Consider the following 26,532-nt stretch of genomic DNA (forward strand, 5'->3'; position numbering starts at 1 on the left):
ACGACCCCGCGGACGGGCCGCGCGGCCGGGCTCGTCTAGGCTGGCGGCATGGCTGATCTGCGCGTCGCGCTGGCACAGGTCGACACGTGCGTGGGGGACCTCGACGGCAACGCCGCCCTCGTCCTCGCGCGCACCCGGGAGGCCGCGACGGCGGGCGCGCGGCTCGTCACGTTCCCGGAGATGACCCTCACCGGCTACCCGATCGAGGACCTCGCCCTGCGCGCGTCGTTCCGCCGGGCGGCGTGGGACGCCGCCGCGGACATCGCGGCCCGGCTCGCCGCGGACGGGCTCGGCGGGATCACCGTGGTGCTCGGCACCGTCGGGACCTCCGGGGCGCCGCGCGGTGCGGGCGCGGCGGAGCGCGAGGCCTCGGGCTCGCCCGCGGACCTCCCGACGAACCGCGCGGTCGTGCTCCGCGACGGCGTCGTGCAGGCCGCGTACGACAAGCACCACCTGCCCAACTACGGCGTCTTCGACGAGTTCCGGATCTTCGCGCCGGGCGAGACGACGACGGTCGTCGAGGTCGAGGGCCGCCGCGTCGGCATCGCGATCTGCGAGGACATCTGGCAGGACGGCGGCCCGGTCGCCGAGATGGCGACGCTCGACGAGGCGGGGAACGGGCTCGACCTGCTGCTCGTGCTCAACGGCTCGCCGTACGAGGAGGGCAAGGGGCACGTCCGCACCGACCTGGCGGCGCGGCGCGCGCGCGAGGTGAGCGCCCCGGTCGCGTACGTCAACCTCGTGGGCGGCCAGGACGACCTCGTGTTCGACGGCGGCTCGTTCGTCACCGACGCCGCGGGAACGGTCGTCGCGACCTCGCCGCAGTTCGTCGAGGACCTGCTCGTGTGGGACCTGCCGGCCGACGGCGCCCCCCGCGGGCCGCGCGCCCCCGAGCTGCACCCCGACGAAGAGGTCTACCGGGCGTGCGTCACCGGGCTGGCGGGCTACGTCCGCAAGAACGGCTTCCGCTCGGTCGTCCTCGGCGTCTCGGGCGGGATCGACTCCGCCCTCACCGCGGCGATCGCCGCCGACGCGATCGGCGGCCAGAACGTCGTCGGCGTCTCCATGCCGTCGCGGTACTCGTCCGACCACAGCAAGGACGACGCCGCGGACCTCGCCAAGCGCCTCGGCGCCGACTACCGCGTCCAGCCCATCGCGCCGATGGTCGAGGCGTTCCAGGGCGAGCTCGCGCTCGACGGCGTCGCCGAGGAGAACCTCCAGGCGCGCGTGCGCGGGGTGATCCTCATGGCGATCTCCAACCGCGAGGGCCACCTCGTCATCGCACCGGGCAACAAGTCCGAGCTCGCGACGGGCTACGCGACGATCTACGACGCGGGCAGCATCGGCGGCTACGCGCCCCTCAAGGACGTCGACAAGTCGCGCGTCTGGCAGCTCGCGCGCTGGCGCAACAACGAGGCGGTCGACCGGGGCGAGATCCCGCCGATCCCCGAGTCGTCCATCACCAAGCCCCCGTCGGCGGAGCTCCGCCCCGGCCAGACCGACCAGGACTCGCTCCCGCCGTACGACCTGCTCGACGAGGTGCTCGACGCCTACATCGAGCACGCCGAGGGCCGCGCCGAGCTGCTCGCGCGCGGGTTCGACCCCGAGGTCGTCGACAAGGTCGTCACGCTCGTCGACCGCGCCGAGTGGAAGCGGCGCCAGTACCCGCCGGGCCCCAAGGTCACCGCCCTCGCGTTCGGCCGCGACCGTCGCCTGCCCATCACCAACCGCTGGCGCGAGCCGCTCGACTGACGGCGCCGGTCACCCCGCGCGCCGCCCGACCCGTACCCCGCACCCAGGAAAGGCCGTCATGTCTGCTCACACCGCCCCCGAGCCCGCCGCGACCGGCGGCACGGGACCGCGCCGCGTCCGCGTGCACCACCTCGCCGAGGCGAAGGCGCGCGGCGAGAAGATCACGATGCTCACCGCGTACGACGCCGTGACCGCGCGCATCTTCGACGACGCGGGGATCGACATGCTGCTGGTCGGCGACTCGATCGGCAACACGATGCACGGGCACACGACGACGCTGCCCGTCACGGTCGACGACCTGATCCCGCCCGCCCGCGCCGTCGCGCGCGCCGCACGCCGCGCGTTCACGGTCGTCGACCTGCCGTTCGGGTCGTACGAGGCGAGCGCCGAGCAGGCGCTCGCGACGGGCGTGCGGTTCCTCAAGGAGACCGGCGTGAACGCGGTCAAGCTCGAGGGCGGGCGTCGCAGCGCCGCGCAGATCCGCGCCCTGACCGACGCCGGCATCCCCGTCGTGGGGCACCTCGGCTTCACGCCGCAGTCCGAGAACGCGCTCGGCGGGCCGCGGGTCCAGGGCCGGGGCGACGACGCCGCGGAGCGGCTCAGCGAGGACGCCCTCGCGGTGGCCGAGGCGGGCGCCGTCGCCGTCGTGCTCGAGATGGTGCCGGTCGAGGTCGCCGCGCGGATCACCGAGATCCTGCGCATCCCGACGATCGGCATCGGCGCGGGCGCGGCGTGCGACGGCCAGGTGCTCGTCTGGACCGACATGGCGGGCATGACGGACTGGTCGCCACGCTTCGCCAAGCGGTACGCCGAGATCGGCGCCGCGCTCGGCCAGGCCGCGGCCGACTACGCCGCCGACGTGCGCGGCGGCACGTTCCCCGACGACGCGCACAGCTTCGCGCGCTGACCCGCCGTGCTCCGGGCGGGGCGACGGCGGCGGGAACGACGGCGCTCAGCCGGCGTCCGCGCCGCCGTCGGCCGCCCACGCCACGAGCCCCGCGGCGAGAGCGTCGGCGTAGCGCTGGCGACCCTCCTCCGACTCCATGACCGCGGCCTCGTCGGGGTTGCGCATCTCCCCCAGCTCGAGCATGACCGCGGGGCGCTCGGCGTGGTTGAGCGTCGCGAGGTCGGCGCGCCGCTGGACGGGACCGTCGTCGGCCGCGACGGACGTCGACGGCGCGAAGCCGGCCTCGCCGAGCGCGGTGACGAGCTCGTGCGCGAGCGCGACGCTCGGCGCCCCCTGGGCCTCGTCGACCGGCGGGTCGGACACGATCGCGAAGAACCCGTGCGCGCTGCGGTCCTCCGTGCCGTTGGCGTGGACCGAGACGAGCACGTCGGCGTCGTTCTCCTGCGGGAAGCGGCCCCGCGCGTCGACGCAGGGGCCCACGCCCGCGTCGTCGGGCCGGGTGAGGACGACGACCGCGCCGAGCCCGGTGAGCCGCTCGGCGAGGCGGCTGCTCACGTCCCACGTGAACGCGTGCTCCGGGTAGCCCGCGTCCGTGGACGCGCCCACGGTGTTGCAGGCCTTGGTACCGCCCCGCCCGTCGGGCACGGGTGCGTTGACGGTGAGCGGGTTCGCCCCGTTGCCGCCGTTGTGCCCGGGGTCGACGGCGACCGTGAGCCCCGCGAGCGGGGGCGGCTGCTCGGTCGTCGCGGCCGTCGGGTCCGGGGAGACGGTCGTCGGTCCGGGTGCCGGGGCCGAGGTGACCGCGTCGCCGGACGGGCGGACCGTCGTCGGACCTCCCCCGGAGCCGGCCCGGACCTGCAGCGCGACGAGGAACGTCAGCGCGCCGACCGCGAGCCCCGCGAGGAGCAGCCCGAGGCGCCCCGACCAGGCGCGCCGTGGGCCGGGTGGTGGCGCGTGGGTCACTCGCCGCGCTCGCGGCGCTCTTCCTCGTCCCAGGCGTCGGACCGCTCGCGGGCGGTCTCCAGCGCCCTCTCCGCGGCCTCGCGCGTCGGGTACGGGCCCATGCGGTGCGACCACGAGCCGCTCGGGCCGCGGTGCACCTCGCCCGTGCGGGTGTCGAAGTAGTACTCGTCCTCGGTCGCGGGCTCGCCGTCGTCGGTGAAGCGTGATCCGGTGCTCATGCTCCGATCCTCCCCCATCCCGGGCCGCCTGTCCGTCCGCGCCCCGCGCGCCTTCGTAGACTGGCCGCCATGAGCCCCACCCCGTCCCCCACCTCGCCCGACGCCGTCGCACCTCCCGGCTCGGCGCGGCGCGGCCCGCTCGTCCCGGGCGTCGTCGGACCGCTGCGCGCGGTGCCCGCGTCGATCGAGCGTCCCGAGTACGTCGGGCGGCCCGGCCCGCGGCCGTTCACGGGCAGCGAGGTGAACGACACCGAGACGATCGAGCGGATCCGCGCCGCGTCCCGGATCGCGGCGCAGGCGCTCGTCGAGGTCGGGCGCCACGTCGCCCCGGGCGTCACGACCGACGAGCTCGACCGCGTCGGGCACGAGTTCCTCCTCGACCACGGCGCCTACCCCTCGACCCTCGGGTATCGGGGGTTCCCCAAGTCGCTGTGCACGTCGCTCAACGAGGTCGTGTGCCACGGCATCCCCGACTCGACGGCGCTCGTCGAGGGCGACATCGTCAACGTCGACATCACCGCGTACGTCGGCGGCGTGCACGGCGACACCAACGCGACCTTCACCGTGGGCACGGTCGACGAGGAGTCCGCGCTGCTCGTCGAGCGCACGCGCGAGGCGCTCGCACGCGGCATCAAGGCCGTCGCTCCGGGACGCCAGATCAACGTGGTGGGGCGCGTCATCGAGCGCTACGCGGCCCGGTTCGGCTACGGGGTCGTGCGCGAGTACACGGGGCACGGCGTGGGGCGCGCCTTCCACTCGGGCCTCGTCGTGCCGCACTACGACGCCGCGCCCGACCACGCGACCGTCATCGAGCCCGGCATGGTCTTCACGATCGAGCCGATGCTCACGCTCGGCACGTCCGAGTGGCGGATGTGGGACGACGGGTGGACGGTAGTCACCGCGGACGCGTCGCGGACCGCGCAGTTCGAGCACACGCTGCTGGTGACCGACGACGGAGCGGAGATCCTCACACTGCCATGAACGCTCACCAGAACACCCACGACGCCCCCCGTACCGCCTTCGGCATCGACATCGGCGGCAGCGGCATCAAGGGCGCGCCGGTCGACCTGACCACCGGCGAGTTCGCGCAGGAGCGCCACCGCATCCCGACGCCCCAGCCCTCGACCCCGCAAGCCGTGGCCGAGGTGATCGCGGAGCTCGTGGGCGAGTACGACCTCCCGCAGGACGTGCCGATCGGCGTCGCCTTCCCGGCGCCGCTGCAGCACGGGGTGGTGCGCTTCATCGCGAACCTCGACCAGTCGTGGACCGGTGTCGACCTGCCCGCGCTCGTCGCGCGCGAGACCGGGCGCCACGTCGTCGCGGTCAACGACGCGGACGCCGCCGGAGTCGGCGAGGTGCGGTACGGCGCGGCGCGCGACGCGGACGGGGTCGTGCTCGTCGCGACGCTCGGCACCGGGATCGGCAGCGCGATCCTCGTCGAGGGCCACCTGCTCCCGAACACCGAGCTCGGGCACCTGGAGATCGACGGGTACGACGCCGAGACGCGCGCCTCGGACGCGGCGCGCGACCGCGAGGACCTGGACTGGGCGCAGTGGGCCGAGCGGCTGCAGCGCTACTTCGGCGTCGTGGAGGACCTGTTCTCGCCCGACCTCATCGTCGTGGGCGGCGGCGTGAGCAAGAAGCACGAGCACTTCCTCCCGCTGCTGCACCTGCGGGCGCCCATCGTCCCGGCGCAGCTCCGCAACGCGGCCGGCATCGTCGGCGCGGCGTCGCTCGCGGCGGACGCACGCTGACCGGCGTCAGCTCGTCGTGACCTCGCGGCGCTCCGTGCCGAAGATGTCGATGACGCCGAGCATCTCGAGGACGTCGGTCACGACCGTCGGCGGGTTGCGCAACGTGACGGACAGCCCCTCCTCGGAGCCGATCGTGTAGAACTGCACGAGGAACGCGATGCCCGTGGAGTCCATGAACGTCACCTTGGACGTGTCGATCACCACGGGGACGTCCCGTTCGAGCGCGTTCGCGAGCGCGGCGCTCGCCTCGCTGCGGAGGGCGACGTCGATCTCGCCCCACATGTCCACGACGCTCGCCTCGGGCTCCTCGAGCAGCCGGATGCCGCCCGTTCCCGCCTCGGCGTCGCTCCGCTCCAGCTCCTGCACCAACACTGCCCCGCCCTTCGTCCCGCCCTGCCTCGCCCACCCCGACGAGTACGCGCCACCTGCCTGACGCTGTCGATCGGTCGGGGCCTCCTGTCGTACGTCATCGGGCGACGAGACGGCTCCGGCGTGATCGGACGTCGCCAGCGTACCCCACGGATGCCGCTGGCTGGTAGGCCTCTGGCCAAGACTTTACCCAGGGCGGTTTCGACATCGTTCCCCGGAGCGATCGTTGAGGATTCATTCAACAGTTGGACGGGTGTCCAGACGACGACGGCCGCCACGGACCCGCTGCCGGGTCGACGTGGCGGCCGTCGGGCTCGCTCGGACGCTGCGCGTCAGCCCGTGTTCTGCAGGCCGGCGGCGACGCCGTTCACGGTGAGCAGCAGGAGGTGCTGCAGCTCGTCCTTGACCGGCCCTTCCGCGCCGGAGCGCAGACCGCGCAGGGCGCGGACCTGGAGCAGCGAGAGCGCGTCGACGTACGGGCTGCGGAGCTGGACCGCGCGTCCCAGCACCCGGCGCCCGGCGAGCGGCCACGCGTTCTCCGTGACCGCGAGGACCTGCTCGCGCGTGAGCCGCAGCTCGTCGAGGATGGCCTGCGCGAGGTCGTCGCGCCCGCCGAGCGCGAGGTACCGCTCCGCGATCCGCTCGTCCGTCTTGGCCAGCGACATCTCGACGTTGTCGAGGAGCGTCGCGAACAGCGGCCACTCGCGGTGCGCCTCACGGAGCAGGTCGAGGTCCCCGAACTCCTTCAGCGCCGTCCCGAGCCCGTACCACCCGGCCAGGTTGATGCGCGCCTGCGACCACGAGAACACCCACGGGATGGCTCGCAGGTCGTCGAGCGAGGAGACGGACAGGCCACGGCGGGCCGGGCGCGAGCCGATCGGCAGGAGGCCGACCTCCTCGAGCGGCGTCACCTGGGCGAACCACTGCGGGAAGCCGTCCGCGCGGACCAGCTCGTGGAACCGGCGGCGCGACGACGCGTCGAGGGCCGCGGCCAGGTCGCGGTACCGCTCGGTCGCCTCGGCGTTGCGCTTCTCCGTCGACGGCGCCGACGCGAGCAGGGTCGCCGCGGCCACCTGCTCGATGTGGCGCGACGCGATGGTCGGGTCGCCGTAGCGCGCGAGGATGACCTCGCCCTGCTCCGTGAGCTTGAAGCGGCCGTCGACCGAGCCCGGCGGCTGGGCGAGCACCGCGCGGTTCGCCGGGCCGCCCCCGCGACCGAGCGCCCCGCCCCGGCCGTGGAACAGCGTGAGCGTGATGTCGTGCCGCTCGGCCCACTGCGCGATGCGACTCTGCGCGTCGTGCAGCGCGAGCGTCGCCGAGACCGGACCGACGTCCTTCGACGAGTCCGAGTACCCGAGCATGACCTCCACGCGGCGCCCGTTCTCGGCGAGCCGGCGCTGCACCTGGGGCAGCGTGAGCATCGACTCGAGGATGTCGACGCTCGCGCGGAGGTCCGCGAAGGTCTCGAACAGCGGGATCGCGTCGACGACCGGAACCTCGTCGGAGCCCTCGAACGCGAGCTCCGCGAGCTGGTACACCGCCGCGAGGTGCTCGGGCTTCTGCGTGAAGGACACGATGTAGCGGCGCGCGGCGCGGACGCCGTAGCGCTCCTGGACCGAGCCGAGCGCGCGGAAGGTGTCGAGCACCTCGCGCGTGCGGTCGGACAGGTCTCCGCGCAGCCCCTTCTCCGCGATCTCCGCGAGCGCCACCTCGTGGACCTGGGAGTGCTGACGCACCTCGAGCTCCGCGAGGTGGAAGCCGAACGTCTCCACCTGCCACACGAGCTGCTGCAGGTCGCCGTACGCCGCGCGGGGCGCGCCCGCCGCGACGAGCGACTCCTGGACGACCCGCAGGTCGGACTCGAGCTGCTCCGCCGTCGCGTACGCGAGGTCCGCGTTGCGGGCTCGCGTCGCGGCGATGCGCTCCGCCACGACGAGCAGGACCGCGCGGTGCGGTTCGCGCGGGGACGCCGCCGACGCGGCGGACGTCACGGTCTCCGAGAGGCGGCGCTGCCGCTCCCAGAGCGTCCGCAGCCCGTCCGACGGCGGCGTGCCGTCCTGGTCGAGCGTGAGCTTGCGGCCGACGGCGCGCGTCTGCTGCTCGAGCGCCGCGAGCGCGTGGTCCGCCGCGATCGCCGCGGCCTGGCGCGTGACCTCGGCCGTGACGTTGGGGTTGCCGTCGCGGTCGCCGCCGATCCAGGTGCCGAGGCTGACGAACGGCCGCACGAGCGGCTCCTCGCGCCCCGCCTCGTCGCCGAGTAGCCAGTCGTCCAGGCGGCGGTAGACCGTGGGGAACGTGTCGAACATCGTCGCGTCGAACACGCCGAGCGCCGTCCGCACCTCGTCCAGGACGGACGGCTTGTGCTCGCGGATGGGGGCGGTGCGCCACATCGTGTCGATCTCGGCGAGCAGGCGGCGCTCGTTCTCCGCGAGCGACGTGCCGCCGAGGCGCTGCGCGTCCCGCTCGTCGAGCAGGGTCGCGATGCGGCGGACCGCGCCGGACACCGCACGACGGCGGGCCTCGGTCGGGTGGGCCGTGAGCACCGGGCGGAACTCGAGACGGCGGAGGCGGCGCAGCGCCTCGTCGCGGCCCACCTCGCCGACGAGCTGCTCGAACGCCTCCGGGAGGGAGTCGTCGGGCGTCGTCGCGCGGGTCGCGAACTCGGCCTCGCGCTCGCGCAGGACGCGCACGCGGTGGTACTCCTCCGCGAGGTTCGCGAGGTGGAAGTAGCACGTGAAGGCGCGGGCGACCTGCTCGGCGCGCGCCATGGAGAGGCCCTCGACGAGCGTCTCCGCCTCGGCGAGCACCGCGCCGGACGGGTCGTCGTACGCGCGGATGGACAGCTCGCGCAGGCGCTCGACGTCGTCGAGCAGGTCCTGCCCGCCCGTCTCGCGGAGCACGGTGCCGAGCAGACCGCCGAGCAGGCGGACGTCGTCGCGCAGCGGGGCGGGCACGTCGTGGCGGGCGAGGCCGCGCCCCGCGTGCCCGGTGTCGTCGGAGACGTCGGCGACGACCCGGTCAGGGGCGTCGGCAGCACCCGGCGACGGGGACAGTTCCGAAGGGGAGAGGTCGTTCACGGTGACGAGAGTATTCCTTGACCGTCAGGGGACGTGAAGGCGTCCGAGGGGTGATCGTCGGTCGAGCGCCGGTCGCGCGGTTGTCAGCGCCGCGCGCCGACGCGCACGGCGTCGAACGGCGCGTTCGACGCCACACGGTCCTCGATCGAGGCGGTGACGACGTCCTTGGCGACGCGCACGGCGTCGAGCACCGACGCGCCCTTGGCGAGCTCGGCGGTGATCGCGGCGGCGAACGTGCAGCCCGCCCCGCTCACGCGCTCCTCGCCGATCTTCGGGGTGCGCAGCACGTGCACCTCGTCGCCGTCCACCAGCACGTCGACCGCGTCGGGCCCGGGCAGCTCGACGCCGCCCTTCGCGACGACGGCCCGCGGGCCGAGCGCCTGGACCGTGCGCGCCGCCTCGACGAGCTCCTCGACGGTCTCGATCGACTCGACGCCCGCGAGCGTGCGCGTCTCGAAGAGGTTGGGCGTCACGACGGTCGCGAGCGGGAGGACCTGCGCGCGCAGCGCGGTGTCCGTGTCGAGGGCGGCGCCCGGCTCCTGGCCCTTGCAGATGAGCACCGGGTCGAGCACGACGTGCTCCCACGCGCGCGAGCGCAGCGACTCGGCGACGACGTCGATCGTCGCGGGCGTGCCGAGCATGCCGATCTTCACGACCGACGGCTCGTGCGCGACCGTCGCCGCCTCGAACTGGTCGGCGATCACCTGAGGGTCGACCGGGACGAACCGGTGGCCCCAGTCGTTCCTCGGGTCGAACGAGACGATGCACGTCAGCGTGCCGACGCCGTACGCGCCCAGCTCCTGGAACGTCTTGAGGTCGGCCTGGATGCCGGCTCCGCCGGTCGCCTCCGACCCGGCGATGACGTAGGCGAGCGGGGCCGTGTGGGGGCCGTTGTGCGACATGGTGCTCCTCGGCACGAGTGGACGGGGGTGTCCCTCCTCCCGGTCCTGCCGGGAGAGGCGGGCGGACGAGCCGGTCTGTACGCCGGGGGCGCGGGGCCCTCCGAACGACAACCGTACCCGACGCGCACAGGCACCCCGGAACCGTTGGAACGACAACGGTTCCGGGGTGTCCCGCGGTCGAGATCGTCGTGCGTGCGCACTACCTCGAACCGGGTCGTCCGCGCTGCTCGCGACCACGTCACCGGGAGCGATCACGACTTCCCAGCACGGCTTCGCTCCGTGCCGCGTCGGCCGCGCACTCGACGTCCTCGCCGCCGACGACGACTGCGACGGGCTGGAGCGCGTCGTCGAGGACGAGCAGGTCGGCCCGGGCGCCTGCCGCGAGCGCGCCGCGACCTCGTAGCGACAGGGCCCGGGCGGGCGTCGAGGACGCCATGCGCACCGCGTCGACGAGGTCCGCACCAGACGCGCCGACCGCGTTGCGGACGCAGTCGACCAGGAAGGCGGTGGACCCGGCGATACGGTCGGCGCCTCGTGCGTGTTCGCCCAACCCCCGACCAACTCACCCGACTCCGTGCGCGCCCTGCTACGCCACCCGGCGCACGTCGGCGGGTCCGACGCGATCTACGCGCCCGTCGCAGGCGGCGGCCGACCCCACCCGCGCGGGTGGGGCGCGTTCGCGCGCTTCCTCGCCGAGCACGTGCGTACGCTCGGGGACTGGACCTGGCACGACGCCGTCACACACCTGTCCACGCGGCCCGCCGCACGGTTCGCCCTCGCCGGGCGCGGCACGGTGGTGCCCGGCGCGGTCGCGGACCTCGCGCTCGTCGACCCCGACCGGGTGCGCGACGAAGCGACGTACGAGGACCCGCGCCGCCCGGCGTCGGGCGTGGACGACGTGCTCGTGGCAGGCGTGCCCGTCCTGCGCGACGGCAGGCTCACCACCGCCCTGCCGGGCCGGCCGCTGCGCCCCGACCCTCCCCCGGTGTCCCCCCGCCTCCGGGCCGCTCGCCGGACCCGCGCGATGTCCGACGACTTCCAGGTGCCGTCGGGCGCGGCCTCGCTCCGGCCGACGACGCGAAGACGGGCGAGCCGATGACGCTCGGGTGGGACTGCGCCCACGGCGCACCTACGGTGCCGGGCCGCTCGGACCGGAGCACAGGGAGGCGGTGCAGCCCGTTCTCCCAGCCTGCGCAGCATTCACTCACCTGCGCGAGCCGGCCTTCAAGGACGTCCGACCACACGTCCTGCTTGCCTCTCGCGGTACAGGGAGAAACCTGATGGCCGACCTACGCAGGCAGGTTCCGATGCCCTTGAAGGGGTTGTCGCCGTCAGCAGCAGATGGCGCGGTGGGCGGCAACAAGTGCCTTCGCACCCGCGACCAGGTCGCTGGTGCCCATGCCGGGCTGGTACAGCGAGCCCCCGACACCGAACCCGTCCGCCCCGGCCGCCGCCCAGATGGCAAGGTTGGCCGCGCCCACGCCTCCGACGGGATAGAGGGCGATGCCCTCGGGAAGGACGGTTCGCCAGGCGCGCAGTCCGCTGGTGCCGACCTGGTCGGCCGGGAACACCTTGAGTTCTGCAGCGCCGGCGGCGAGGGCGGTGAGAGCCTCGGTGATCGTCGCGACTCCAGGCAGGCATCGCATCGAGCGTGCGAGCGCAGCGCCGATGACGGCCGGGTCGACGTGTGGGGAGACGATGAGCGAGGCGCCTGCCTCATGCGCTCGAGCCACGTCCTCGATCGTCCTGACCGTCCCGGCGCCGACTTGAACGTCCTCGGGCAGACAGGAGCGCAGGGCGGTGATGCTGCGCAGGGAGTCTGGTGTCGTGAGCGGCACCTCCAGCGTGCGGATTCCCGCGCCGTAGAGGGCGGTGCCTACGGTCGGCGCTTCGGTGGACGGCAGTCCACGCAGGATGGCGACGAGCAGTGCCGGGTCCGCCGATGAGGTCATGGGAGGGCTCCTGCGGTCGTAGGTGAAGGGACAAGGCCGACGCGCACAGCGACGTGGTGCAGTCCGCCCGCGGTGACGTCGTTGTCGGCAAGGCGAGCCTGCGTCCCGTACCGCGTCAGCGCTCGGACGTACCGCTCCTGCAGGTGCGGCTCCCCCACGACGACGGGCTGACCATGTGACGAGCTGAGCCAGGCTCTTGCGATGCCTGCGATCTCTGCACCCACGAGGAGACCTGAGAGGTAGTCCGGCACGTCGTCGGCGGGCAGCTGCCCCGTCACGACCAGGGCCCGCGCCGAGAAGAGCGTAAGGACGGTCCCCTCGACCTGATGGTCCCAGGCGACGTCCAAGCCGCGGTCGAACGCCGACCAGCTCGGAGCCTGCGGCGCGCGCACGTCGTGACCGAGAACGGTGTGCGCGAGCAAGGCTGCGTACAGCTCGCCGGTCAGGGCTGTCGCTAGCGAGGTCAGGCGTGTGCCTCGCGCTCGCAGCCATTTGGAGTGGGTCCCGGGAAGGACGAGGACGGTCTCCTCGTCGTCAGCGGGACGGATCTGCAGGAGGACCCCGAGCGCCTGGGTCTCCTCTCCCCGGGCGACCTGGGTCACGGCTCCCTGCGCAGACGTCACCCCGGGCAGCAGGTGCACGTCCGCGATCCGGGTGCGCACTGCGGTCAATGGCACGTCGTCTCGCGCGAGCTCGACCGGTAGCGGCAGGTAGGGCGTGTGCTGCCAGCCTTGGTCGCTGCCGACCATGCCGCTCGCGAGGACCGGGAGCCCTGGGGTGCGCGCCAGCCAGTCCCCGCACAGCAGCACCAGGGCGTCCTCGAAGGCACGCTCCCGACTATGGCCGTCAACGATCGCACGCCGGCTGATCGTCGCCACGCCGTCCTGGCTCGTTCGTCGTGCTAGCACCGTGCCGGTGTCGTCGAGGAGGTAGGCGCGGCAGGCTGTCGTGCCCCAGTCCAAGGCGACGAGGCCGGGCGTCACGACGCGCCACCGGCAGGCTGGAGCAGATGTGCGTGGACGCGGGCCCACTCGAGGTAGTGGGACACCTGCGTCTGAAGGTCGCCAGGTGACCAGCCAAGCTCTGACTGGGCGCGCTCCGACACGTAGACGCCGTTCTTCCCGTGGTCGTCGCGCGGGTCCATGTCGGCCTCGGCCACGTCGAGCGGCGTCTCGACGACGTCGACGCCGAACGCCGCGACGAGCTCGCGCACGCTGGTGCGTCGGCCGGAGGAGATGTTCAGGGTGCGTGTCGTACCCGGGTCTCCCCCATGGCGGGCAGCCTTGTGCAGCGCGTCGGTCGCACTGTCGGCGCTGAGCCAGTCGCCGCACGCTTCAAGAGTCCGGGCCGTCAATCGAGCCGGTTCTCCCCGCACTGCGGCGGCGGCGAGGTGGAACGGGAGCGACATGACCGCCCGTCCACCAGTGGGTCGCTCCATCGGCCCGAACATCTTCGTCAGTCGCGTGATGGTCGTGGGCAGAGCGTGCAGCTCGGCGAAGCGGCGGGCGACGAGCTCGCTCGCCCACTTGCTGATGCCGTAGAGCTCGTCGGGGCGGGGCGCGCTCTCCTCGGTCAGCAGCGTCTCGGGCGAGGACCCGTAGACCGCGCCGCTGCTGACCAGGACGATGCGCGGCGCTTGCGGCAGACGGCGTGCGGCGTCCAGCAGGTTGACCGTCCCCTCGACGTTGACCCCGGTGAATCGGGCAGGGTTCTCGACCTCGCTGCGGGCGTCGTGTGTGACGGTCGCGCCGTGCACGATCGCGTCCGGGCTCGCCTCACGGACCGCCTGTGCTACCGCGTCGGCGTCGGTGACGTCGACGGCACGGAAGTGGGCGCGCTGGGCCTGCGGGCCAAGGTTGTCGAGAGCTGCCTGGTCGGGATCGTGCAGGTCGATCGCCGTGACCTGAGCGTCCGGCTCGGCGTCAAGGATCCTCGCCGCGAGGACGCTCATGACGAAGCCATTGGCTCCGGTGATCAGGTAGTGCATGGGCTCTCCTTACGGTCGGTGCCGGCCGGCAACAGGAGCGGCGGCGCGCTCGCGTGTCATCGCGTGGACTGCGTCGTCGACCGTCAGGACGCCGTGCAGGCCGAGCTCGGCGGCAAGGACAGCGGCCTGCGGCGGGCGGATATTGGTCTCCTCGAGCACCGCCCTCCGGGAGAACACCTCTGCTGGGGTGCCGTCGGCAAGGACGGCTCCCTCGCGCATCGCGATGACGCGCGTCGCGTACTCGGCGACGAGAGCCATGTCGTGGGAGATGATCACCACCGTGCGTCCCAGTGCGTGATGGTGGGCCAGGGCGTCCAGGATCTTGCGGGACTCGGCACGGTCCTGCCCGGTGGTCGGCTCGTCGATGACGGCGACCTCGCATCCCATGACGAGGGTCGAGGCGATGGCAAGCCGCTGGCGCTCACCACGCGACAGGTGGACGGGGTTGGCGTCCTGGCGCCCGGAGAGTCCCACGAGGGCGAGGGTGCGGTTGACCTGATCTTCAAGTGCGGACTCCTCGACGCCGAGGTTGCGCGGCCCGTACTCCAGCTCTTCTCGGCAGGTGTCGTGAAAGATCTGTCGGTCAGGGTTCTGGAACACGTATCCGACCGTGGAGGCGAGCTGGTGCAGCTTGGTGCGCCGGGTGTCCACGATGCCGTCTCGCGTGCGCAGCCGGACGCTGCCGCCGGGGTTGGTCGGTCGCAGGAGCCCGTTGAAGTGCTTGGCGAGCGTCGTCTTGCCGGAGCCGTTCTTCCCGATCACTGCGACGAACTCGCCCTGGCCGATGGACAGCGACACCCCTGCGAGCGCGCGTTTCGTTCCGCCGTAGGTGTGCTCGACGTTGTCGATCTCGATGACCGTCTCGGTGCTCGTCATGCCAGTCTCCCCTCGTGCAGCATCGGCTCGGCCAGGTCAGCCCGGCGCCACGTGTCGACCGCCTCCTGGACGGACAGCGGCAGCTGTCCGGGCCACAGGCCCTGCTCGCGCAGCCGCAGTGCGACGTCCAGGACCTGCGGGCGCTCGGGTGCGGTCGGCCCTTCAAGGACGTCTCGCGGGGTGCCTAGAGCGCGGATGCGCCCTTCGTCGAGGACGACGAGCCGGTCGGCGTACACCGCCAGCTCCTCGACCTTGTGCTCGACGACGATGATGGTCACGCCCTCGTCGGCGAGTACGCGGATGGCGTCCATGACGTTCTCGGTTCCTGCCGGGTCGAGCTCTGACGTGGGCTCGTCCAGCAGCATGATTCGCGGGCTGAGGCAGAAGATCGAGGCGACCACGACGCGCTGCTTCTCCCCACCCGAGAGCGCGTGGGTGAAGCGGTCGAGCAGCCGCTCGATGTCGAACAGGTGCGCCGCTCGGGCAAGGCGCCGCTCGATCTCCGGGACAGGCACGCCGCGGTTCTCCATGCCCCAGACGAGTTCCTCGCGCACGACCGTGTTGACGAGCTGGACCTCTGGATCCTGCATGACGAGCCCGACGTCCTCGGTGATCTGGGCCAACCCGTCATACTCGGAGAGCTCGCGACCAAGGACGCGGACGGTTCCCTTCAGGCTCGCGTGGTGCTCGTGCAAGGGGATGACGCCGGACAGGCACTGCAGGAGCGTGGACTTGCCTGCACCGGTCGGGCCGAGGATGCCGACGATCTCACCCTGTCCGATGGTCAGGTCGACCTCGTCGAGGGCACGGCGGTCGGCGCCGTCGTACCGGACGCTGAGGCCGGCGACCTCGATGGCTGGTGTGGTCATGTCACGTTCCTCCCAGGAACGGGGTCGGGGCCCACCACTGCACGCCGATGAGGGCGACAGCGAGCGCGAGGGTGCACAGCAGCAGGGCGGCGTCGGTGGCGCGGAAGACCGGCGAGCGGTAGTACGTGCGCGTGCCGCGCAGCCCGTAACCGCGCAGCTCCATCGATAGGGCGATGTCGCCGCTGCGCTTCATCGATCCCGCAAGCATGGGGAACAGCATCCGCACGATCGCTCGTCCGCGTCTGAACGGGTTGCTGGAGCCGCTCTCGCTGGACCCGCGCACGGCCATGGCGGTCAGCAGGGTGCGCGCCTCGTCCTGGAGCAGCGGCAGGAACCGGAACGCGAAGCTCGTCAGATAGGCGAACCGGTACGGCACACCGAGCTTGTCCAGCGCGAGGGCAATGTCCGAGGGACTCGTGGTGACGGAGAACCCGTAGAAGCAGATGCCCATCGCGAACAGCCGCATCCCGATGCCGAGCCCGAGGAGCACCCCCGAGCGGGACAGCGAGACTGAGCCGATGTGCATCAGCGCCGGGCCTCCCTGAACCAGCGCCTGCAGGAGCGTCAGCAGCGCGATCAGGGGAACGATGAGGACGAGCGCCTTCCAATAGGAGGCTGGGGTGATGCGCGCGAGCGCAGCGAGCCCGATGACGATCAGGACGGTGAGCGCGACGAGAACGTCGAGCCGGGTCGTGCTGAGCGCTACGGCCAGGACGAGCAGGATCACTGCCAGCTTCGCCCGGGCGTCGGCACGGTGCAGGAAGGACCGGCCGGGACGGAACAGCATCGTGCCGCTCATCGTGCTCCTCCCGCGGACGAGATGGTCAGGTCACACCGCATCGAGGCTCCCAGCGGTGGCGCGCTCCTTGGGAACCAGGCCCGTGTTCACCAGTCGGCGCATGATCCCGTAGGTGATGAAGGAGCCCACGAGGTAGCACGGCTGGACGATGAGGATCTGCACGGTGATGAAGTCCCAGGGCAGGTGCAGGATCACGCGGTTGCCGATGCCGAACATCATGGCGTCGCACAGGCCGGCGATCTGGCCGATGACCACGACCTGCCAGAGCTTGAGGCCGCGGTCGCGCGGCTTGAGCGCCCAGACCAGCAGAGCCACCGGGACGGTGTGGGCAGCGTTCGTCAGGAACAGGAACGGTGCCATCGGCTGGGATGCGGTGAGGTTGGAGATGATCGGGTTGATCCACGCCGTGATCAAGGCGCCCGTCAGCCCGTAGAACGCGGCGGACGGAACCCAGATGGCGCACACGACGATCGCCGAGACGATCGGGATGCTCCCGCCGGTCAGGGCGAGGTCGATACGCTCGGTGATCTGCAGGATGACAGCCATCGTCAGTCCGAGGAACACGCACGTGATGATCGTGCGCGTGTCACGCGGGAGGATCTGGAACTTCCAGTTGGGCAGGACGGTCCAGCGGGTCTTGGTCTGCTGAGCTCGAGTCATGGTGTCCCTCCGGGGACGTGTCATGGTGCGGTCGTCGCTGACAGCACCTTCTGGTGGTCGCCCGTGCGCGTTCATGCCGACGAGCGATCGGGGCCGCGTTGCGGCCATGGCCCGGACCGGCGCGCGTGCCGGTGTCCGGAGTTCTGTGTCAGTGCACTCGGGCGAGCGCGCGGTTGACGAGCAGGGCGAGCTCGGAGCCGGGGCTGCTCGGGGTGCCGGCGAGGATGTCCTCCTCGGTGATGCGGGCGAGGTAGATCCCCCGGTCGCCGAACCGGTCGTGGTCGTAGGTCACGTAGATCTGGCCGTCGGGGCCGATCGCCGCGTCGGGGTAGGACACGTCGTCGCGGTCGTCGAGCAGCAGGCGGTGCGGCCAGGTGGCCCCGTCGTCGTCGCTGAGGAGAGCAGTGAGGTTGGTACGCCCCTTCCACTCCTTGACGTTGCCCTGCAGCTCGAGCTCCTCGACGGTGCGCCGCTCGCCGAAGTCGACGTGGTTGATCATGAGCAGGCGTCCAGAGGGCATTCGTCGGATGTGGAACCGCGAGCACGGGCCGTCCACGTGGCTGCGCCGGCCGGGCGACCATGTGCGTCCGCCATCGGTGGAGAATGACTCCCCCACGCCGTCGAAGCAGCGCACCAGCATCCACAGCGTGCCGTCCTGCTTCTCGACGACCATGTGCTCGTCGAAGCTGCGGTTCGGGACGTCAGCGCTGCCCCTGTACCTGATGGTCTCGCCCTGGTCGGTGGAGGCATACACGTTCGAGAACCGCTCGCCGTCGAGGGGGTGGTCCTCGGTGGGCTCGTGGCATGCCCAGATGGCGGTCGGGAAGAGCCAGGTGCCGTCGGACAGCACCGTCGGCTTGTTCATCTGCAGGCCGTTGGCGATTCGCCGCGGCGGCGACCAAGAGGGCGTGTCGTCGTCAGGGTTCTCGCTCACCGACGCCCACACCCCGACCCGGCCGTCGAAGAAGTCGCGGCTCTGGTTCCAGAACATCCACAGCCGGTCGGCCGGGTCGCGCCACAGTGCCGGGTCGTACACGCGCACCTGCGGATCGGGGTGCTCGACGACGAACCGAGGACCATCCCAGGTTCGGCCCTCGTCGTCGCTGGTTACTGCCAGGACGAAGTTGCCACCGGTCTCCGTCTCCATCCCCGTGTACCAGTCGACGTAGAGACGGCCACCGGCCGTCCGCTCGATCGAGGGGATGCCCTGCCACATGCGGTGCTCGTCCTGGAACCGGTCCTCGGTCGGGTTGATCAGCACCCGTGCCGGAACCATCGTGCCTGAGGCCACCATCTGCTCCTGCCGTCGTTGCGTCGTCGATCCGACGGTCGTTTCCGTCGACGGCGGCAGTCTGCACACCCGATCAGGCGTCTGTCAATTCTGACTAACGCCGACCAGGTCAGCGTCGAATGACATCGGGCACGGCCTCGACCCAGCCGAGGAGGCGCTCGACGAGAGCGCCACCGCTTCCCACCAGGGCGTTCTCCGCCGCTGCGATCATGTCGTCGAAGTGCGCCTCCATCGCTGCCTGAGCACCCGCGGGATCGCGAGCCTCGATGCGCTCGAGGACATCCCGGTGCTCGGCGACGACACGCTCCTCGTCGCGGCGGGTGGACAAGATCGCGTCGAGCACAGCCTCGACCCGGTCCAGGTGCGGGGCCAGCATCATGTCGGCGGCGAGCTTGAGCATCCGATTGCTCGCCAGCTCCACCACGCCGCGATGGAACTGAAGACCAGGCTGCTCGATCATCGGCATGCTCCCGACCGCGTTCGCGTGATCGGAGCACAGCCGTCGCAGCTCGGCGACACCCTCACCGCGGGGATTGCGGGCCGCGTCGGCAGCCACAGCGCTCTCGACGGCCTGTCGTGCGCGCAGCAGGTCGAGCAGGTCCTGAACATCGCGCACCGCGTGCTGCAGCGAGTCCGACGTCCGCTCCGCCAAGACCGCCTCTGCGGCGCGGCGCCGCCCCTCTGCCGAAAGGGTGCGCCCCTTCGTCCCCGCCGGGGTCGTCCACCCGCGCCGATCCATCTCGCGCAGGAGGCGAGACACGGAGGATTCGCTGAGGACCATCCCACGTGCCGCGAGCTCGCGTTGGGCGTTGCGCGTGCCCACGGGAACGTCCGACGTCGAGATGGCGTGCGCCAGAGCGAGCATCGCGCCTTCGCGATCGTTCATGTGTGTCCTCTCCAGGCCCGTCCGCTTGACGCGGATGGCGAGTCGGGGCCATCGTTGGCCGATGTTGGTCAGATGTGACTAACGAACACCACGCATTCTAGTCGGCGCGTCGGCGACCGACATCACCCCGACGGAGAGACACGCGATGACAACGACGCACCCTATCGAGCAGCCCTATCCGCGCGACCTCTCCGGCTATGCCGGGCGTCCTCCGCACGCGGGGTGGCCGGGCGGGGCGAAGGTCGCCGTCTCGTTCGTCATCAACCTTGAGGAGGGCGGGGAGAACAACGTCCTGCACGGCGACGCTGCATCCGAGGCGTTCCTGACCGAGGAGCCGACGACCGCACTGTCGGGTCGTCGTAACCTCAACGTCGAGTCCCAGTACGAGTACGGGACTCGTGCTGGCTTCTGGCGCCTGCATCGCCTGTTCGCCGAGCGCTCGCTGCCCGTCACCGTCTTCGGCATCGCTGAGTCGATGCGGCGCAACCCGGGCCTTGTGGCGGCCGCGCAGGAGTCCGGCTGGGAGATCGCGTCGCATTCGCTGCGCTGGATCAACTATGCCGAGGTGGGCTCCGACGTCGAGCGCGACCACATCGCGCAGGCCGTCCGCATCCACACCGATGTCGCCGGAGAACCGCCGGCCGGGTGGTACACCGGTCGCAACAGCGACAGCACCCGCCGCCTGGTCGTCGAGCACGGCGGATTCCTCTACGACTCCGACTCGTTCAGCGACGACCTGCCCTACTGGGTCGACGTCGACGGCATCGCCCAGCTCGTCGTCCCGTATACGCTCGACAACAACGACGGACGGTACGTCAACACCTATGGCTTCCAGTCCGAGTCCTTCTCCGCATATCTGACCCGCGGCCTGGAGCAGCTTCTCGAAGAGGGCGCCGATAGCCCCAAGATGATGAGCATCGGACTCCACCTGCGAATCTCCGGGCGGCCCGGGCGCGCAGCCGACCTCAAGCGCTTCCTTGGCCTGGTCGCCAGCCACCCCGATGTGTGGGTCGCGCGACGCATCGACATCGCGCGTCACTGGCGATCGGTCCACCCGGCAAAGAACTGGCTACCGGACAGTGCCGACCCCTTCGCCGACATGTCCTAGGCAGCAGGCGTGCTCCCCCATGGTGGCCCCGACGACTTCCGTCCCATGGTCGAGCAACTTCCCGCACGGCGACATGGTGTGCATGACGTGCAGGCCGCCTGGAGGGTGCGGCGCCTCCCAGAGACCCGCAGCCGAACCTCCAGTTCGCCCGGTGCGCGCCGCTCGCTGCGCTGTCTTTGTGATGTCCTTGCTACCGAACTTTGCATAACCGCAGGTCAGAAACCTATATGCGGACGAGCCGGTCTGTACGCCGGGTTCTGTTCCCGCGCGAGGTCGCCCTCGCGCGGGCGACGGTCATCCATCTAGGCCCTGCGTCGCCGCAGGGCTCGAGCGGTCTACCCGACTGTGCTTCTCCGAGGAGAATCGGGCGGGCAGCCCTCCGACACAGTCTGTCTGACCTTGCTCCAGGTGGGGTTTACCGAGCCGGACCGGTCACCCGGCCCGCTGGTGGTCTCTTACACCACCGTTTCACCCTTACCGCGCCGGGCGGGGCCGAAGCCCTGCCTGACGTGGCGGTCTGTTCTCTGTGGCACTGTCCCGCGGGTCACCCCGGGTGGGCGTTACCCACCACCTTGCCCTTCGGAGCCCGGACGTTCCTCGGCGAGGAGCACGAGGCCCCTCGACGCGACCGTCCGACCGACTCGTCCGCGCCAGCAAGATTACCGCTCCTGAGCGGCTCGGCGGACCATCGACCGGCCCACCGGAGGGGGCGGCGGCCCCGTAGGATGGCCCGCCCCCTCAACATCCCGCTCCCGGAGGTCTGTCGTGCCCGCCCCCGCCGTACCGTCCGCCCCCGACGCACCGACCGCGGCGACCGCCGGGGACACCTCGGGCGAGCTCGCGCGAGAGCAGAAGTTCCTGGAGAACGCCCGCGCGCAGCTCGCCCGCATGCGCGAGCAGGCCGGGTCGCTCGACGCGCTCGCGGGAGACCGGGTCAGCGCCGAGTACCTCGAGGCGGCGCTCGCCCGTCGGCTCGCCCAGCTCGCCGACGACCCCGAGGTCCCGCTCTTCTTCGGACGCATCGACCTCGACGGCACCGGCCACGAGCCCGCCGAGGTCTTCCACATCGGACGCCGCCACGTCTCCGACCCCCAGGGCGACCCGCTCGTCGTCGACTGGCGCGCCCCGGTGAGCACCCCCTTCTACCGGGCCACCCGCACCGAGCCGATGGGAGTCGCCGTCCGCCGCCGCTACGGCTTCCAGCGCGGCACCCTCACCGGCTTCGAGGACGAGGCGCTCACCGCCCCGGGTCCCGGCGCGGAGTCCTCCGCGATCCTCGAGGCCGAGATCGAGCGGCCCCGTACCGGGCCGATGCGCGACATCGTCGCCACCATCCAGCCCGAGCAGGACGTCATCGTGCGTAGCGGGATCGACCGAACCGTCGTCGTGCAGGGCGCGCCCGGCACCGGCAAGACCGCCGTCGGGCTGCACCGTGCCGCGTACCTGCTGTACTCCCACCGGGAGCGGGTGAGCCGCGCCGGCATGACCGTCGTGGGGCCCAACGCGAGCTTCCTGCGGTACATCCGCGACGTCCTGCCCGCCCTGGGCGAGGTCGACGCGACCCAGACGACCGTCGAGCAGATCGTCGCGGTGCACGGTCGCCTGCGCGGGACGGAGCCCGCGGACGTCGCGCGGCTCAAGGGCGACGGGCGCATGGCCGAGGTGCTCCGCCGCGCGGTGTGGTCGCACCTCGTCGAGCCGTCCGAGGCGCTCGTGCTGCCGCGCGGTGCGCGCCGCTGGCGCGTCGCCGCGCACGAGGCCCGCGAGTGCGTGGCGCAGGTGGTCGGCCGGGAGCCGCGCTTCGACGCCGGTCGCGACCACCTGCGGCACGCGCTCGCGCACCGGATCCTCGTGCAGATCGAGGAGTCCGGCGAGGCGCTCGACGAGCGGGCGTGGGACGCGCTCGCGCGCACCCGCCCGGTCCGGGACTACACCGCCGCGGTGTGGCCGAAGGTCACGCCGACGGCGCTGCTGCACCGGCTCGTCGTCGACCCCGCGTTCCTCGCCGCGAGCGCCGACGGCGTCCTCACCCCGGCCGAGCAGGAGCTGCTGCGCCCGGCCCGACCGTCCCGGACACCGGGCACGGCCCGCTGGACGCTGGCCGACCTCGTCCTGCTCGACGAGGTCGCGGACCTGCTGGCCCGCGGCGCGTCGGTCGCGCACGTCGTGGTGGACGAGGCGCAGGACCTGTCGCCGATGATGCTGCGCGCTCTCGGGCGCCGGGCACGCACCGGCTCGCTGACGGTGCTGGGCGACCTGGCCCAGGCGACGACGCCGTGGGGGGTCTCCTCGTGGACCGACGCGCTGACGCACCTCGGCAAGCCCGACGGCCACGTGGAGCAGCTCACCGCGGGCTTCCGCGTCCCCGGCGACGTCATCGAGTACGCGGCCCGCCTGCTCCCCTCGATCGCGCCGGACCTCGACCCGCCGGTCGCCGTCCGCCGGGCGCGGGGCGAGCTCGTCCTCACCACGGAGCCGGTCGTGGACCTGGTCCGCACGGCGCTCGCCCGGGAGGGGTCGGTCGGGCTGATCGTGCCCGACGCCGGCACGGACGCCGCGCGCGCGGCGCTCGCCGCGGCGGGCCTCGCCTTCGCGGTCGTCGGCGAGGCGTCGGACGACGACGGCGCGGTCGAGTTCGACGCGCGCCTCGACCTCGTCCCCGCGTCGCTCGCGAAGGGGCTGGAGTTCGACCACGTCGTGCTGGACGACCCCGAGGGCGTCGTCCGGGGCGAGCCCGACCGGGTCACCGGTCTGCGGCGGCTGTACGTCTGCCTGACCCGCGCGGTGACGTCCCTCGCCGTCCGCCACCGGGACGACCTACCCGCCGAGCTCCGCCGCCCGTGACGGGCGCCCCGGCGGTGGGGCGGACGCGCCGGGACCGTCGTGTCGGAACTCCTCGGTAGGGTGCCCGGGTGGCCACAGCGACTGCGACCGACCCCGCGCTCGACGTGCTCCGGCGAGTCTTCGGGTACGACGCGTTCCGGGGTGAGCAGGCGACCGTCATCGACACCGTCGTCGACGGCGGCGACGCCCTGGTGCTCATGCCGACCGGCGGGGGCAAGTCGCTGTGCTACCAGATCCCCGCCCTGGTCCGTCCGGGGACCGGCGTCGTGGTCTCCCCGCTCATCGCCCTCATGCAGGACCAGGTGGACGCCCTCGCGGCGCTCGGCGTCCGCGCCGCGTTCCTCAACTCCACGCTGTCCTCGGAGGACCGCCGCGCCGTGGAGCGCGCGCTCGTGGCGGGTGAGCTCGACCTGCTCTACGTGGCGCCGGAGGGGCTCCGCAGCCGTGCCACCCTCGACCTGCTCGACAGGACGTCGATCGCGCTCTTCGCGATCGACGAGGCGCACTGCGTCTCCCAGTGGGGCCACGACTTCCGGCCGGACTACCTCGAGCTGTCGGTGCTGCACCAGCGCTGGCCCTCCGTCCCGCGCATCGCCCTGACGGCGACGGCGACGGCCGCGACGCGGGCCGAGATCGCCCAGCGCCTCGACCTGGAGGGCGCGCGGCACTTCGTCTCCAGCTTCGACCGCCCCAACATCACGTACCGGATCGTGCCCAAGGACCGGCCCGAGAAGCAGCTGCTCGACCTGCTGCGCACCGAGCACGCCGGGGAGGCCGGGATCGTCTACTGCCTCTCGCGCGCGTCGGTCGAGAGGACCGCCGCGACGCTCGTCGAGAACGGGATCCAGGCGCTGCCCTACCACGCGGGGCTCCCCGCGTCGGTGCGCGCCGCGAACCAGTCCCGGTTCCTGCGCGAGGACGGCGTGGTCATGGTCGCGACGATCGCCTTCGGCATGGGCATCGACAAGCCCGACGTCCGGTTCGTCGCGCACCTCGACCTGCCCAAGTCCGTCGAGGGGTACTACCAGGAGACGGGGCGCGCGGGGCGCGACGGCCTGCCGTCCACCGCCTGGCTGGCCTACGGCCTCGCCGACGTCGTGCAGCAGCGCAAGCTCATCGAGACGTCCGACGGCGACGCCGCGCACCGGCGCAACCTGGGCCGGCACCTGGACGCGATGCTCGCCCTCTGCGAGACCGTCGAGTGCCGCCGCGCCCAGCTCCTCGCGTACTTCGGCCAGGAGCACCCGGGGGGCTGCGGGTCGTGCGACACGTGCCTCGCCCCGCCCGAGGCCTGGGACGGGACGGTCGCCGCGCAGAAGGTGCTCTCGACGGTGTTCCGTCTGGACCGCGAGCGCGGGCAGAGCTTCGGCGTCGGGCAGGTCGTCGACATCCTCCTCGGCCGGGACACGGAGAAGGTCCGACGGTTCCGGCACCAGGAGCTGTCGGTGTTCGGGGTCGGGAAGGACCTGTCCGAGAACGAGTGGCGGGCCGTGGTGCGTCAGCTCCTCGCCCAGGGGCTGCTCACGGTCGAGGGCATGCACGGGACGCTCGTGCTCACCGCGGCGAGCGGGGAGGTCCTGGCCCGGCGGCGCGAGGTCCGGATGCGGCACGAGCCGGCACGTCCGGCGCGTGCGGCGAAGGCACGGAAGGCGGCCGCCGCCGAGCTGGCCGAGGCCGACGTCCCGCTCTTCGAGGCGCTGCGCGCCTGGCGGGCAGGGGAGGCGAAGACCCAGGGCGTCCCCGCGTACATCGTGTTCGGGGATGCGACGCTCCGCGGGATCGCGACCGCCCGGCCCGGCTCGCTCGAGCGGCTCGCGCTGGTGAGCGGCGTCGGCGAGAACAAGCTCGCCCGGTACGGCGACGCGGTGCTGGCCGTCGTCGCCGAGGCAGGTTGAGCGGCCGCACACCGGGCTCGGACCGTCCCCCGCCGCCCGAGGCAGGGGACGAGCGTGTCAGACGTCGACGCGGTACGACAGCGCGAGCTCGTCGCCGCCGACCCCGCGGATGCCCCAGTTCCCGCGCGGGCTCTCGAGGATCACGAGCTCCACGTCGTCCGCGGTCAGGCCCAGGGCGGGCGCGACGTCGTCGTACAGCGCCGCGATCAGCGCGCGCTTGGCCTCGCGCGTGCGGCCCGTGAAGCACACGACCTCGACGACGAGGTACGCGTCCGAGCGCGGGGCGACCAGGTCGTCGTCGTCCAGGAGCAGGAACCGGTGGAACCGCTTGTCGGCCGGGAGGTGCCAGGTGCGCACGAGCGCGTCGTGCAGCGCGTCGGACACCTCCGCCCGTCGCTCGCCCCACACGCTGCGCCGTCCGTAGATCTTCACCTGGGCCATCGGCCGAGCGTAGCGGTGACGCACCCCACGCCGTCGGGCCTGGTCACCCGCCGCGACGACGCCGCGCGCGCTCGTAGAGTGGCCGCGTGCTCGTGCTGCTCCCCCCGTCCGAAGGCAAGACCCCCGCGCCCGACGGCGCCGCGCCGGTCGACCTCGCCGCGCTCACCTCTCCCGCCCTCACCGCGCACCGTGACGTGGTCCTCGACGCGCTCGCCGCGGCGAGCGCACGCCCGGACGCGCACGAGGTCCTCGGCACGACGCCGGGGCTCGCCGACGAGGTGCGCCGCAACACGTCACTGCGCACCGCGCCCGCGGGCTCCGCGGCCGACGTCTACACGGGCGTGCTCTACGGCGCGGCCGACCTCGCGGGCGCGCTGGCGTCCGGCGGCGAGGCCGCGCGACGCGCGCGCGAGGACGTCCGCGTCGTGTCGGCTCTCTGGGGGGCGCTCTCCCCCGCCGACCGCGTTCCCGCCTACCGGCTCTCCATGGCCGTCGACCTGCCGGGCGTCGGGAAGCTCGCGACCGCGTGGCGCCCGCACCTGGCCCCCGTGCTCGAGGCGCGCGCGGCCGGGGACGTCGTCGTCGACTGCCGGTCCGCGACGTACGTGGGCGCGTGGAAGCCCGCGGTCTCCGGGCCGCGCTCGGCCGACTGGGTCGCGGTGCGCGTCGTGCGCGAGCACGCCGGGAAGCGCATCGTCGTCTCGCACAACGCCAAGCACACGCGCGGCGTGCTCGCCGGGCACCTCGTGCGCCGGGCTGCGGCGTCGCCGTCGTCGGCCGAAGGGCTGCTCGACGCCGCAGGCGAGCTCGTCGGCACGGTGATCGGCACCGAGGTGGGCTCGGGCCTGAGCTACCGCCTCCTGCAGACGACGCTCCACGACGCGACCTCCCGGAGCGGGCCGCGCACGCTCGAGCTCGTCATCGCCTGAGCGACCGCCCGCCTCCACCCCGGTCCCCGCTGCGACAGCACGGGACCCGGTCC

Annotated in this window: 25 protein-coding genes and 1 other RNA gene; 9 read left to right on the forward strand and 17 right to left on the reverse strand. The window is 72.5% G+C overall.

Features of this window, described 5'->3' with window-relative positions; genetic code table 11:
• Positions 1 to 48: 48 nt before the first annotated feature.
• Both ABWU78_RS05555 and panB read left to right on the forward strand, forming a co-directional pair.
• The gene (locus ABWU78_RS05555; RefSeq protein ID WP_439157786.1) at positions 49 to 1,752 is read left to right on the forward strand and encodes an NAD+ synthase; all 1,704 of its coding nucleotides are present in this window, start codon (positions 49 to 51) and stop codon (positions 1,750 to 1,752) included.
• A gap of 58 nt (positions 1,753 to 1,810) precedes the next feature.
• Complete coding sequence (gene panB, locus ABWU78_RS05560; protein ID WP_439157787.1) at positions 1,811 to 2,659, forward strand: 3-methyl-2-oxobutanoate hydroxymethyltransferase; 849 nt, start codon at positions 1,811 to 1,813, stop codon at positions 2,657 to 2,659.
• 45 nt (positions 2,660 to 2,704) lie between these two features.
• On the opposite strand, the gene ABWU78_RS05565 is transcribed toward panB, so the two are convergent.
• Positions 2,705 to 3,622, reverse strand: a complete 918-nt coding sequence (locus tag ABWU78_RS05565) for an N-acetylmuramoyl-L-alanine amidase (protein WP_439157788.1) — start codon at positions 3,620 to 3,622, stop codon at positions 2,705 to 2,707.
• The gene (locus ABWU78_RS05570; RefSeq protein WP_253050171.1) at positions 3,619 to 3,840 is read right to left on the reverse strand and encodes an SPOR domain-containing protein; all 222 of its coding nucleotides are present in this window, start codon (positions 3,838 to 3,840) and stop codon (positions 3,619 to 3,621) included. The genes ABWU78_RS05565 and ABWU78_RS05570 overlap by 4 nt, the downstream gene beginning before the upstream one ends.
• A 69-nt stretch (positions 3,841 to 3,909) precedes the next feature.
• Here ABWU78_RS05570 and map point away from each other — a divergent pair, with 69 nt between their 5' ends.
• Both map and ppgK read left to right on the forward strand, forming a co-directional pair.
• Positions 3,910 to 4,821 (forward strand): type I methionyl aminopeptidase, encoded by a 912-nt coding sequence (gene map, locus ABWU78_RS05575; RefSeq protein ID WP_439157789.1) that lies wholly within the window; start codon positions 3,910 to 3,912, stop codon positions 4,819 to 4,821.
• Entirely contained in the window at positions 4,818 to 5,594 is a 777-nt protein-coding gene (ppgK, locus tag ABWU78_RS05580) for a polyphosphate--glucose phosphotransferase (protein WP_353709040.1), read from the forward strand. The genes map and ppgK overlap by 4 nt, the downstream gene beginning before the upstream one ends.
• Before the next feature lie 6 nt (positions 5,595 to 5,600).
• On the opposite strand, the gene ABWU78_RS05585 is transcribed toward ppgK, so the two are convergent.
• The 4 genes from ABWU78_RS05585 to ABWU78_RS05600 form a co-directional block, all read right to left on the reverse strand.
• A complete protein-coding gene (locus ABWU78_RS05585; RefSeq protein WP_439157790.1) occupies positions 5,601 to 5,960 on the reverse strand; it encodes an STAS domain-containing protein in 360 nt (119 codons plus the stop codon).
• 335 nt (positions 5,961 to 6,295) lie between these two features.
• Positions 6,296 to 8,917 carry a phosphoenolpyruvate carboxylase gene (locus ABWU78_RS05590; RefSeq protein ID WP_253050758.1) on the reverse strand — a complete coding sequence of 874 codons (2,622 nt, stop codon included), beginning with the start codon at positions 8,915 to 8,917 and terminating at the stop codon, positions 6,296 to 6,298.
• Positions 8,918 to 9,123: 206 nt separating this feature from the next.
• Positions 9,124 to 9,942 carry a bifunctional hydroxymethylpyrimidine kinase/phosphomethylpyrimidine kinase gene (gene thiD / locus ABWU78_RS05595; RefSeq protein WP_253050178.1) on the reverse strand — a complete coding sequence of 273 codons (819 nt, stop codon included), beginning with the start codon at positions 9,940 to 9,942 and terminating at the stop codon, positions 9,124 to 9,126.
• 238 nt (positions 9,943 to 10,180) lie between these two features.
• Entirely contained in the window at positions 10,181 to 10,492 is a 312-nt protein-coding gene (locus ABWU78_RS05600) for an amidohydrolase family protein (protein ID WP_253050180.1), read from the reverse strand.
• Here ABWU78_RS05600 and ABWU78_RS05605 point away from each other — a divergent pair.
• Complete coding sequence (locus ABWU78_RS05605; protein ID WP_439157791.1) at positions 10,481 to 11,041, forward strand: amidohydrolase family protein; 561 nt, start codon at positions 10,481 to 10,483, stop codon at positions 11,039 to 11,041. The genes ABWU78_RS05600 and ABWU78_RS05605 overlap by 12 nt on opposite strands.
• A 232-nt stretch (positions 11,042 to 11,273) precedes the next feature.
• On the opposite strand, the gene ABWU78_RS05610 is transcribed toward ABWU78_RS05605, so the two are convergent.
• From ABWU78_RS05610 to ABWU78_RS05650, 9 genes are all read right to left on the reverse strand, one after another.
• Entirely contained in the window at positions 11,274 to 11,894 is a 621-nt protein-coding gene (locus ABWU78_RS05610; protein WP_439157792.1) for a 2-dehydro-3-deoxy-6-phosphogalactonate aldolase, read from the reverse strand.
• Positions 11,891 to 12,877: a 2-dehydro-3-deoxygalactonokinase gene (locus tag ABWU78_RS05615; protein ID WP_439157793.1), complete on the reverse strand. Its 987-nt coding sequence runs from the start codon at positions 12,875 to 12,877 to the stop codon at positions 11,891 to 11,893. Before ABWU78_RS05615 ends, ABWU78_RS05610 begins: the two co-directional genes overlap by 4 nt.
• The gene (locus ABWU78_RS05620; protein ID WP_439157794.1) at positions 12,874 to 13,881 is read right to left on the reverse strand and encodes an NAD-dependent epimerase/dehydratase family protein; all 1,008 of its coding nucleotides are present in this window, start codon (positions 13,879 to 13,881) and stop codon (positions 12,874 to 12,876) included. Before ABWU78_RS05620 ends, ABWU78_RS05615 begins: the two co-directional genes overlap by 4 nt.
• A 9-nt stretch (positions 13,882 to 13,890) precedes the next feature.
• Positions 13,891 to 14,757: an energy-coupling factor ABC transporter ATP-binding protein gene (locus ABWU78_RS05625; protein ID WP_353709029.1), complete on the reverse strand. Its 867-nt coding sequence runs from the start codon at positions 14,755 to 14,757 to the stop codon at positions 13,891 to 13,893.
• Positions 14,754 to 15,626, reverse strand: a complete 873-nt coding sequence (locus ABWU78_RS05630; RefSeq protein ID WP_353709028.1) for an energy-coupling factor ABC transporter ATP-binding protein — start codon at positions 15,624 to 15,626, stop codon at positions 14,754 to 14,756. The genes ABWU78_RS05625 and ABWU78_RS05630 overlap by 4 nt, the downstream gene beginning before the upstream one ends.
• Before the next feature lies 1 nt (position 15,627).
• Positions 15,628 to 16,425: an energy-coupling factor transporter transmembrane component T family protein gene (locus ABWU78_RS05635; RefSeq protein WP_253050194.1), complete on the reverse strand. Its 798-nt coding sequence runs from the start codon at positions 16,423 to 16,425 to the stop codon at positions 15,628 to 15,630.
• Between the two features lie 30 nt (positions 16,426 to 16,455).
• Positions 16,456 to 17,085, reverse strand: coding sequence for a hypothetical protein (locus tag ABWU78_RS05640; protein WP_253050196.1), 630 nt, complete (start codon positions 17,083 to 17,085; stop codon positions 16,456 to 16,458).
• Positions 17,086 to 17,233: 148 nt separating this feature from the next.
• Positions 17,234 to 18,376 carry a sialidase family protein gene (locus tag ABWU78_RS05645; protein ID WP_353709027.1) on the reverse strand — a complete coding sequence of 381 codons (1,143 nt, stop codon included), beginning with the start codon at positions 18,374 to 18,376 and terminating at the stop codon, positions 17,234 to 17,236.
• A gap of 109 nt (positions 18,377 to 18,485) precedes the next feature.
• Positions 18,486 to 19,262, reverse strand: a complete 777-nt coding sequence (locus ABWU78_RS05650; RefSeq protein ID WP_439157795.1) for an FCD domain-containing protein — start codon at positions 19,260 to 19,262, stop codon at positions 18,486 to 18,488.
• Between the two features lie 145 nt (positions 19,263 to 19,407).
• Here ABWU78_RS05650 and puuE point away from each other — a divergent pair, with 145 nt between their 5' ends.
• Positions 19,408 to 20,370, forward strand: coding sequence for an allantoinase PuuE (puuE, locus tag ABWU78_RS05655; RefSeq protein ID WP_439157796.1), 963 nt, complete (start codon positions 19,408 to 19,410; stop codon positions 20,368 to 20,370).
• 230 nt (positions 20,371 to 20,600) lie between these two features.
• On the opposite strand, the gene rnpB is transcribed toward puuE, so the two are convergent.
• Positions 20,601 to 21,014: RNase P RNA component class A (rnpB, locus tag ABWU78_RS05660), an RNA gene on the reverse strand.
• Positions 21,015 to 21,135: 121 nt separating this feature from the next.
• On the opposite strand from rnpB, the gene ABWU78_RS05665 reads away from it, so the two are divergent.
• Together ABWU78_RS05665 and recQ are read left to right on the forward strand one after the other, a co-directional pair.
• A complete protein-coding gene (locus tag ABWU78_RS05665; RefSeq protein WP_439157797.1) occupies positions 21,136 to 23,214 on the forward strand; it encodes a HelD family protein in 2,079 nt (692 codons plus the stop codon).
• A gap of 68 nt (positions 23,215 to 23,282) precedes the next feature.
• Positions 23,283 to 25,109, forward strand: coding sequence for a DNA helicase RecQ (gene recQ / locus ABWU78_RS05670; protein WP_439157798.1), 1,827 nt, complete (start codon positions 23,283 to 23,285; stop codon positions 25,107 to 25,109).
• Between the two features lie 57 nt (positions 25,110 to 25,166).
• Here the strand turns inward: recQ and ABWU78_RS05675 are convergent, their stop codons facing one another.
• Positions 25,167 to 25,550 carry a tautomerase family protein gene (locus ABWU78_RS05675; protein WP_439157799.1) on the reverse strand — a complete coding sequence of 128 codons (384 nt, stop codon included), beginning with the start codon at positions 25,548 to 25,550 and terminating at the stop codon, positions 25,167 to 25,169.
• Positions 25,551 to 25,636: 86 nt separating this feature from the next.
• Here ABWU78_RS05675 and ABWU78_RS05680 point away from each other — a divergent pair, with 86 nt between their 5' ends.
• Entirely contained in the window at positions 25,637 to 26,479 is an 843-nt protein-coding gene (locus ABWU78_RS05680; protein ID WP_439157800.1) for a YaaA family protein, read from the forward strand.
• Positions 26,480 to 26,532: the final 53 nt, after the last annotated feature.

This window comes from Cellulosimicrobium sp. CpK407 (assembly GCF_051844275.1).
In the GTDB taxonomy this organism is placed as follows: Bacteria; Actinomycetota; Actinomycetes; order Actinomycetales; family Cellulomonadaceae; genus Cellulosimicrobium; species Cellulosimicrobium cellulans_G.

What these genes read in the sequence shown, in the direction of transcription:
- ABWU78_RS05555 (WP_439157786.1), top strand. Translation starts at nt 49, where the DNA reads ATGGCTGATCTGCGCGTCGCGCTGGCACAGGTCGACACGTGCGTGGGG.
- panB (WP_439157787.1), top strand. Translation starts at nt 1,811, where the DNA reads ATGTCTGCTCACACCGCCCCCGAGCCCGCCGCGACCGGCGGCACGGGA.
- ABWU78_RS05570 (WP_253050171.1), bottom strand. Translation starts at nt 3,840, where the DNA reads ATGAGCACCGGATCACGCTTCACCGACGACGGCGAGCCCGCGACCGAG.
- map (WP_439157789.1), top strand. Translation starts at nt 3,910, where the DNA reads ATGAGCCCCACCCCGTCCCCCACCTCGCCCGACGCCGTCGCACCTCCC.
- ppgK (WP_353709040.1), top strand. Translation starts at nt 4,818, where the DNA reads ATGAACGCTCACCAGAACACCCACGACGCCCCCCGTACCGCCTTCGGC.
- thiD (WP_253050178.1), bottom strand. Translation starts at nt 9,942, where the DNA reads ATGTCGCACAACGGCCCCCACACGGCCCCGCTCGCCTACGTCATCGCC.
- ABWU78_RS05610 (WP_439157792.1), bottom strand. Translation starts at nt 11,894, where the DNA reads ATGACCTCATCGGCGGACCCGGCACTGCTCGTCGCCATCCTGCGTGGA.
- ABWU78_RS05620 (WP_439157794.1), bottom strand. Translation starts at nt 13,881, where the DNA reads ATGCACTACCTGATCACCGGAGCCAATGGCTTCGTCATGAGCGTCCTC.
- ABWU78_RS05625 (WP_353709029.1), bottom strand. Translation starts at nt 14,757, where the DNA reads ATGACGAGCACCGAGACGGTCATCGAGATCGACAACGTCGAGCACACC.
- ABWU78_RS05630 (WP_353709028.1), bottom strand. Translation starts at nt 15,626, where the DNA reads ATGACCACACCAGCCATCGAGGTCGCCGGCCTCAGCGTCCGGTACGAC.
- ABWU78_RS05635 (WP_253050194.1), bottom strand. Translation starts at nt 16,425, where the DNA reads ATGAGCGGCACGATGCTGTTCCGTCCCGGCCGGTCCTTCCTGCACCGT.
- ABWU78_RS05640 (WP_253050196.1), bottom strand. Translation starts at nt 17,085, where the DNA reads ATGACTCGAGCTCAGCAGACCAAGACCCGCTGGACCGTCCTGCCCAAC.
- ABWU78_RS05650 (WP_439157795.1), bottom strand. Translation starts at nt 19,262, where the DNA reads ATGAACGATCGCGAAGGCGCGATGCTCGCTCTGGCGCACGCCATCTCG.
- puuE (WP_439157796.1), top strand. Translation starts at nt 19,408, where the DNA reads ATGACAACGACGCACCCTATCGAGCAGCCCTATCCGCGCGACCTCTCC.
- ABWU78_RS05675 (WP_439157799.1), bottom strand. Translation starts at nt 25,550, where the DNA reads ATGGCCCAGGTGAAGATCTACGGACGGCGCAGCGTGTGGGGCGAGCGA.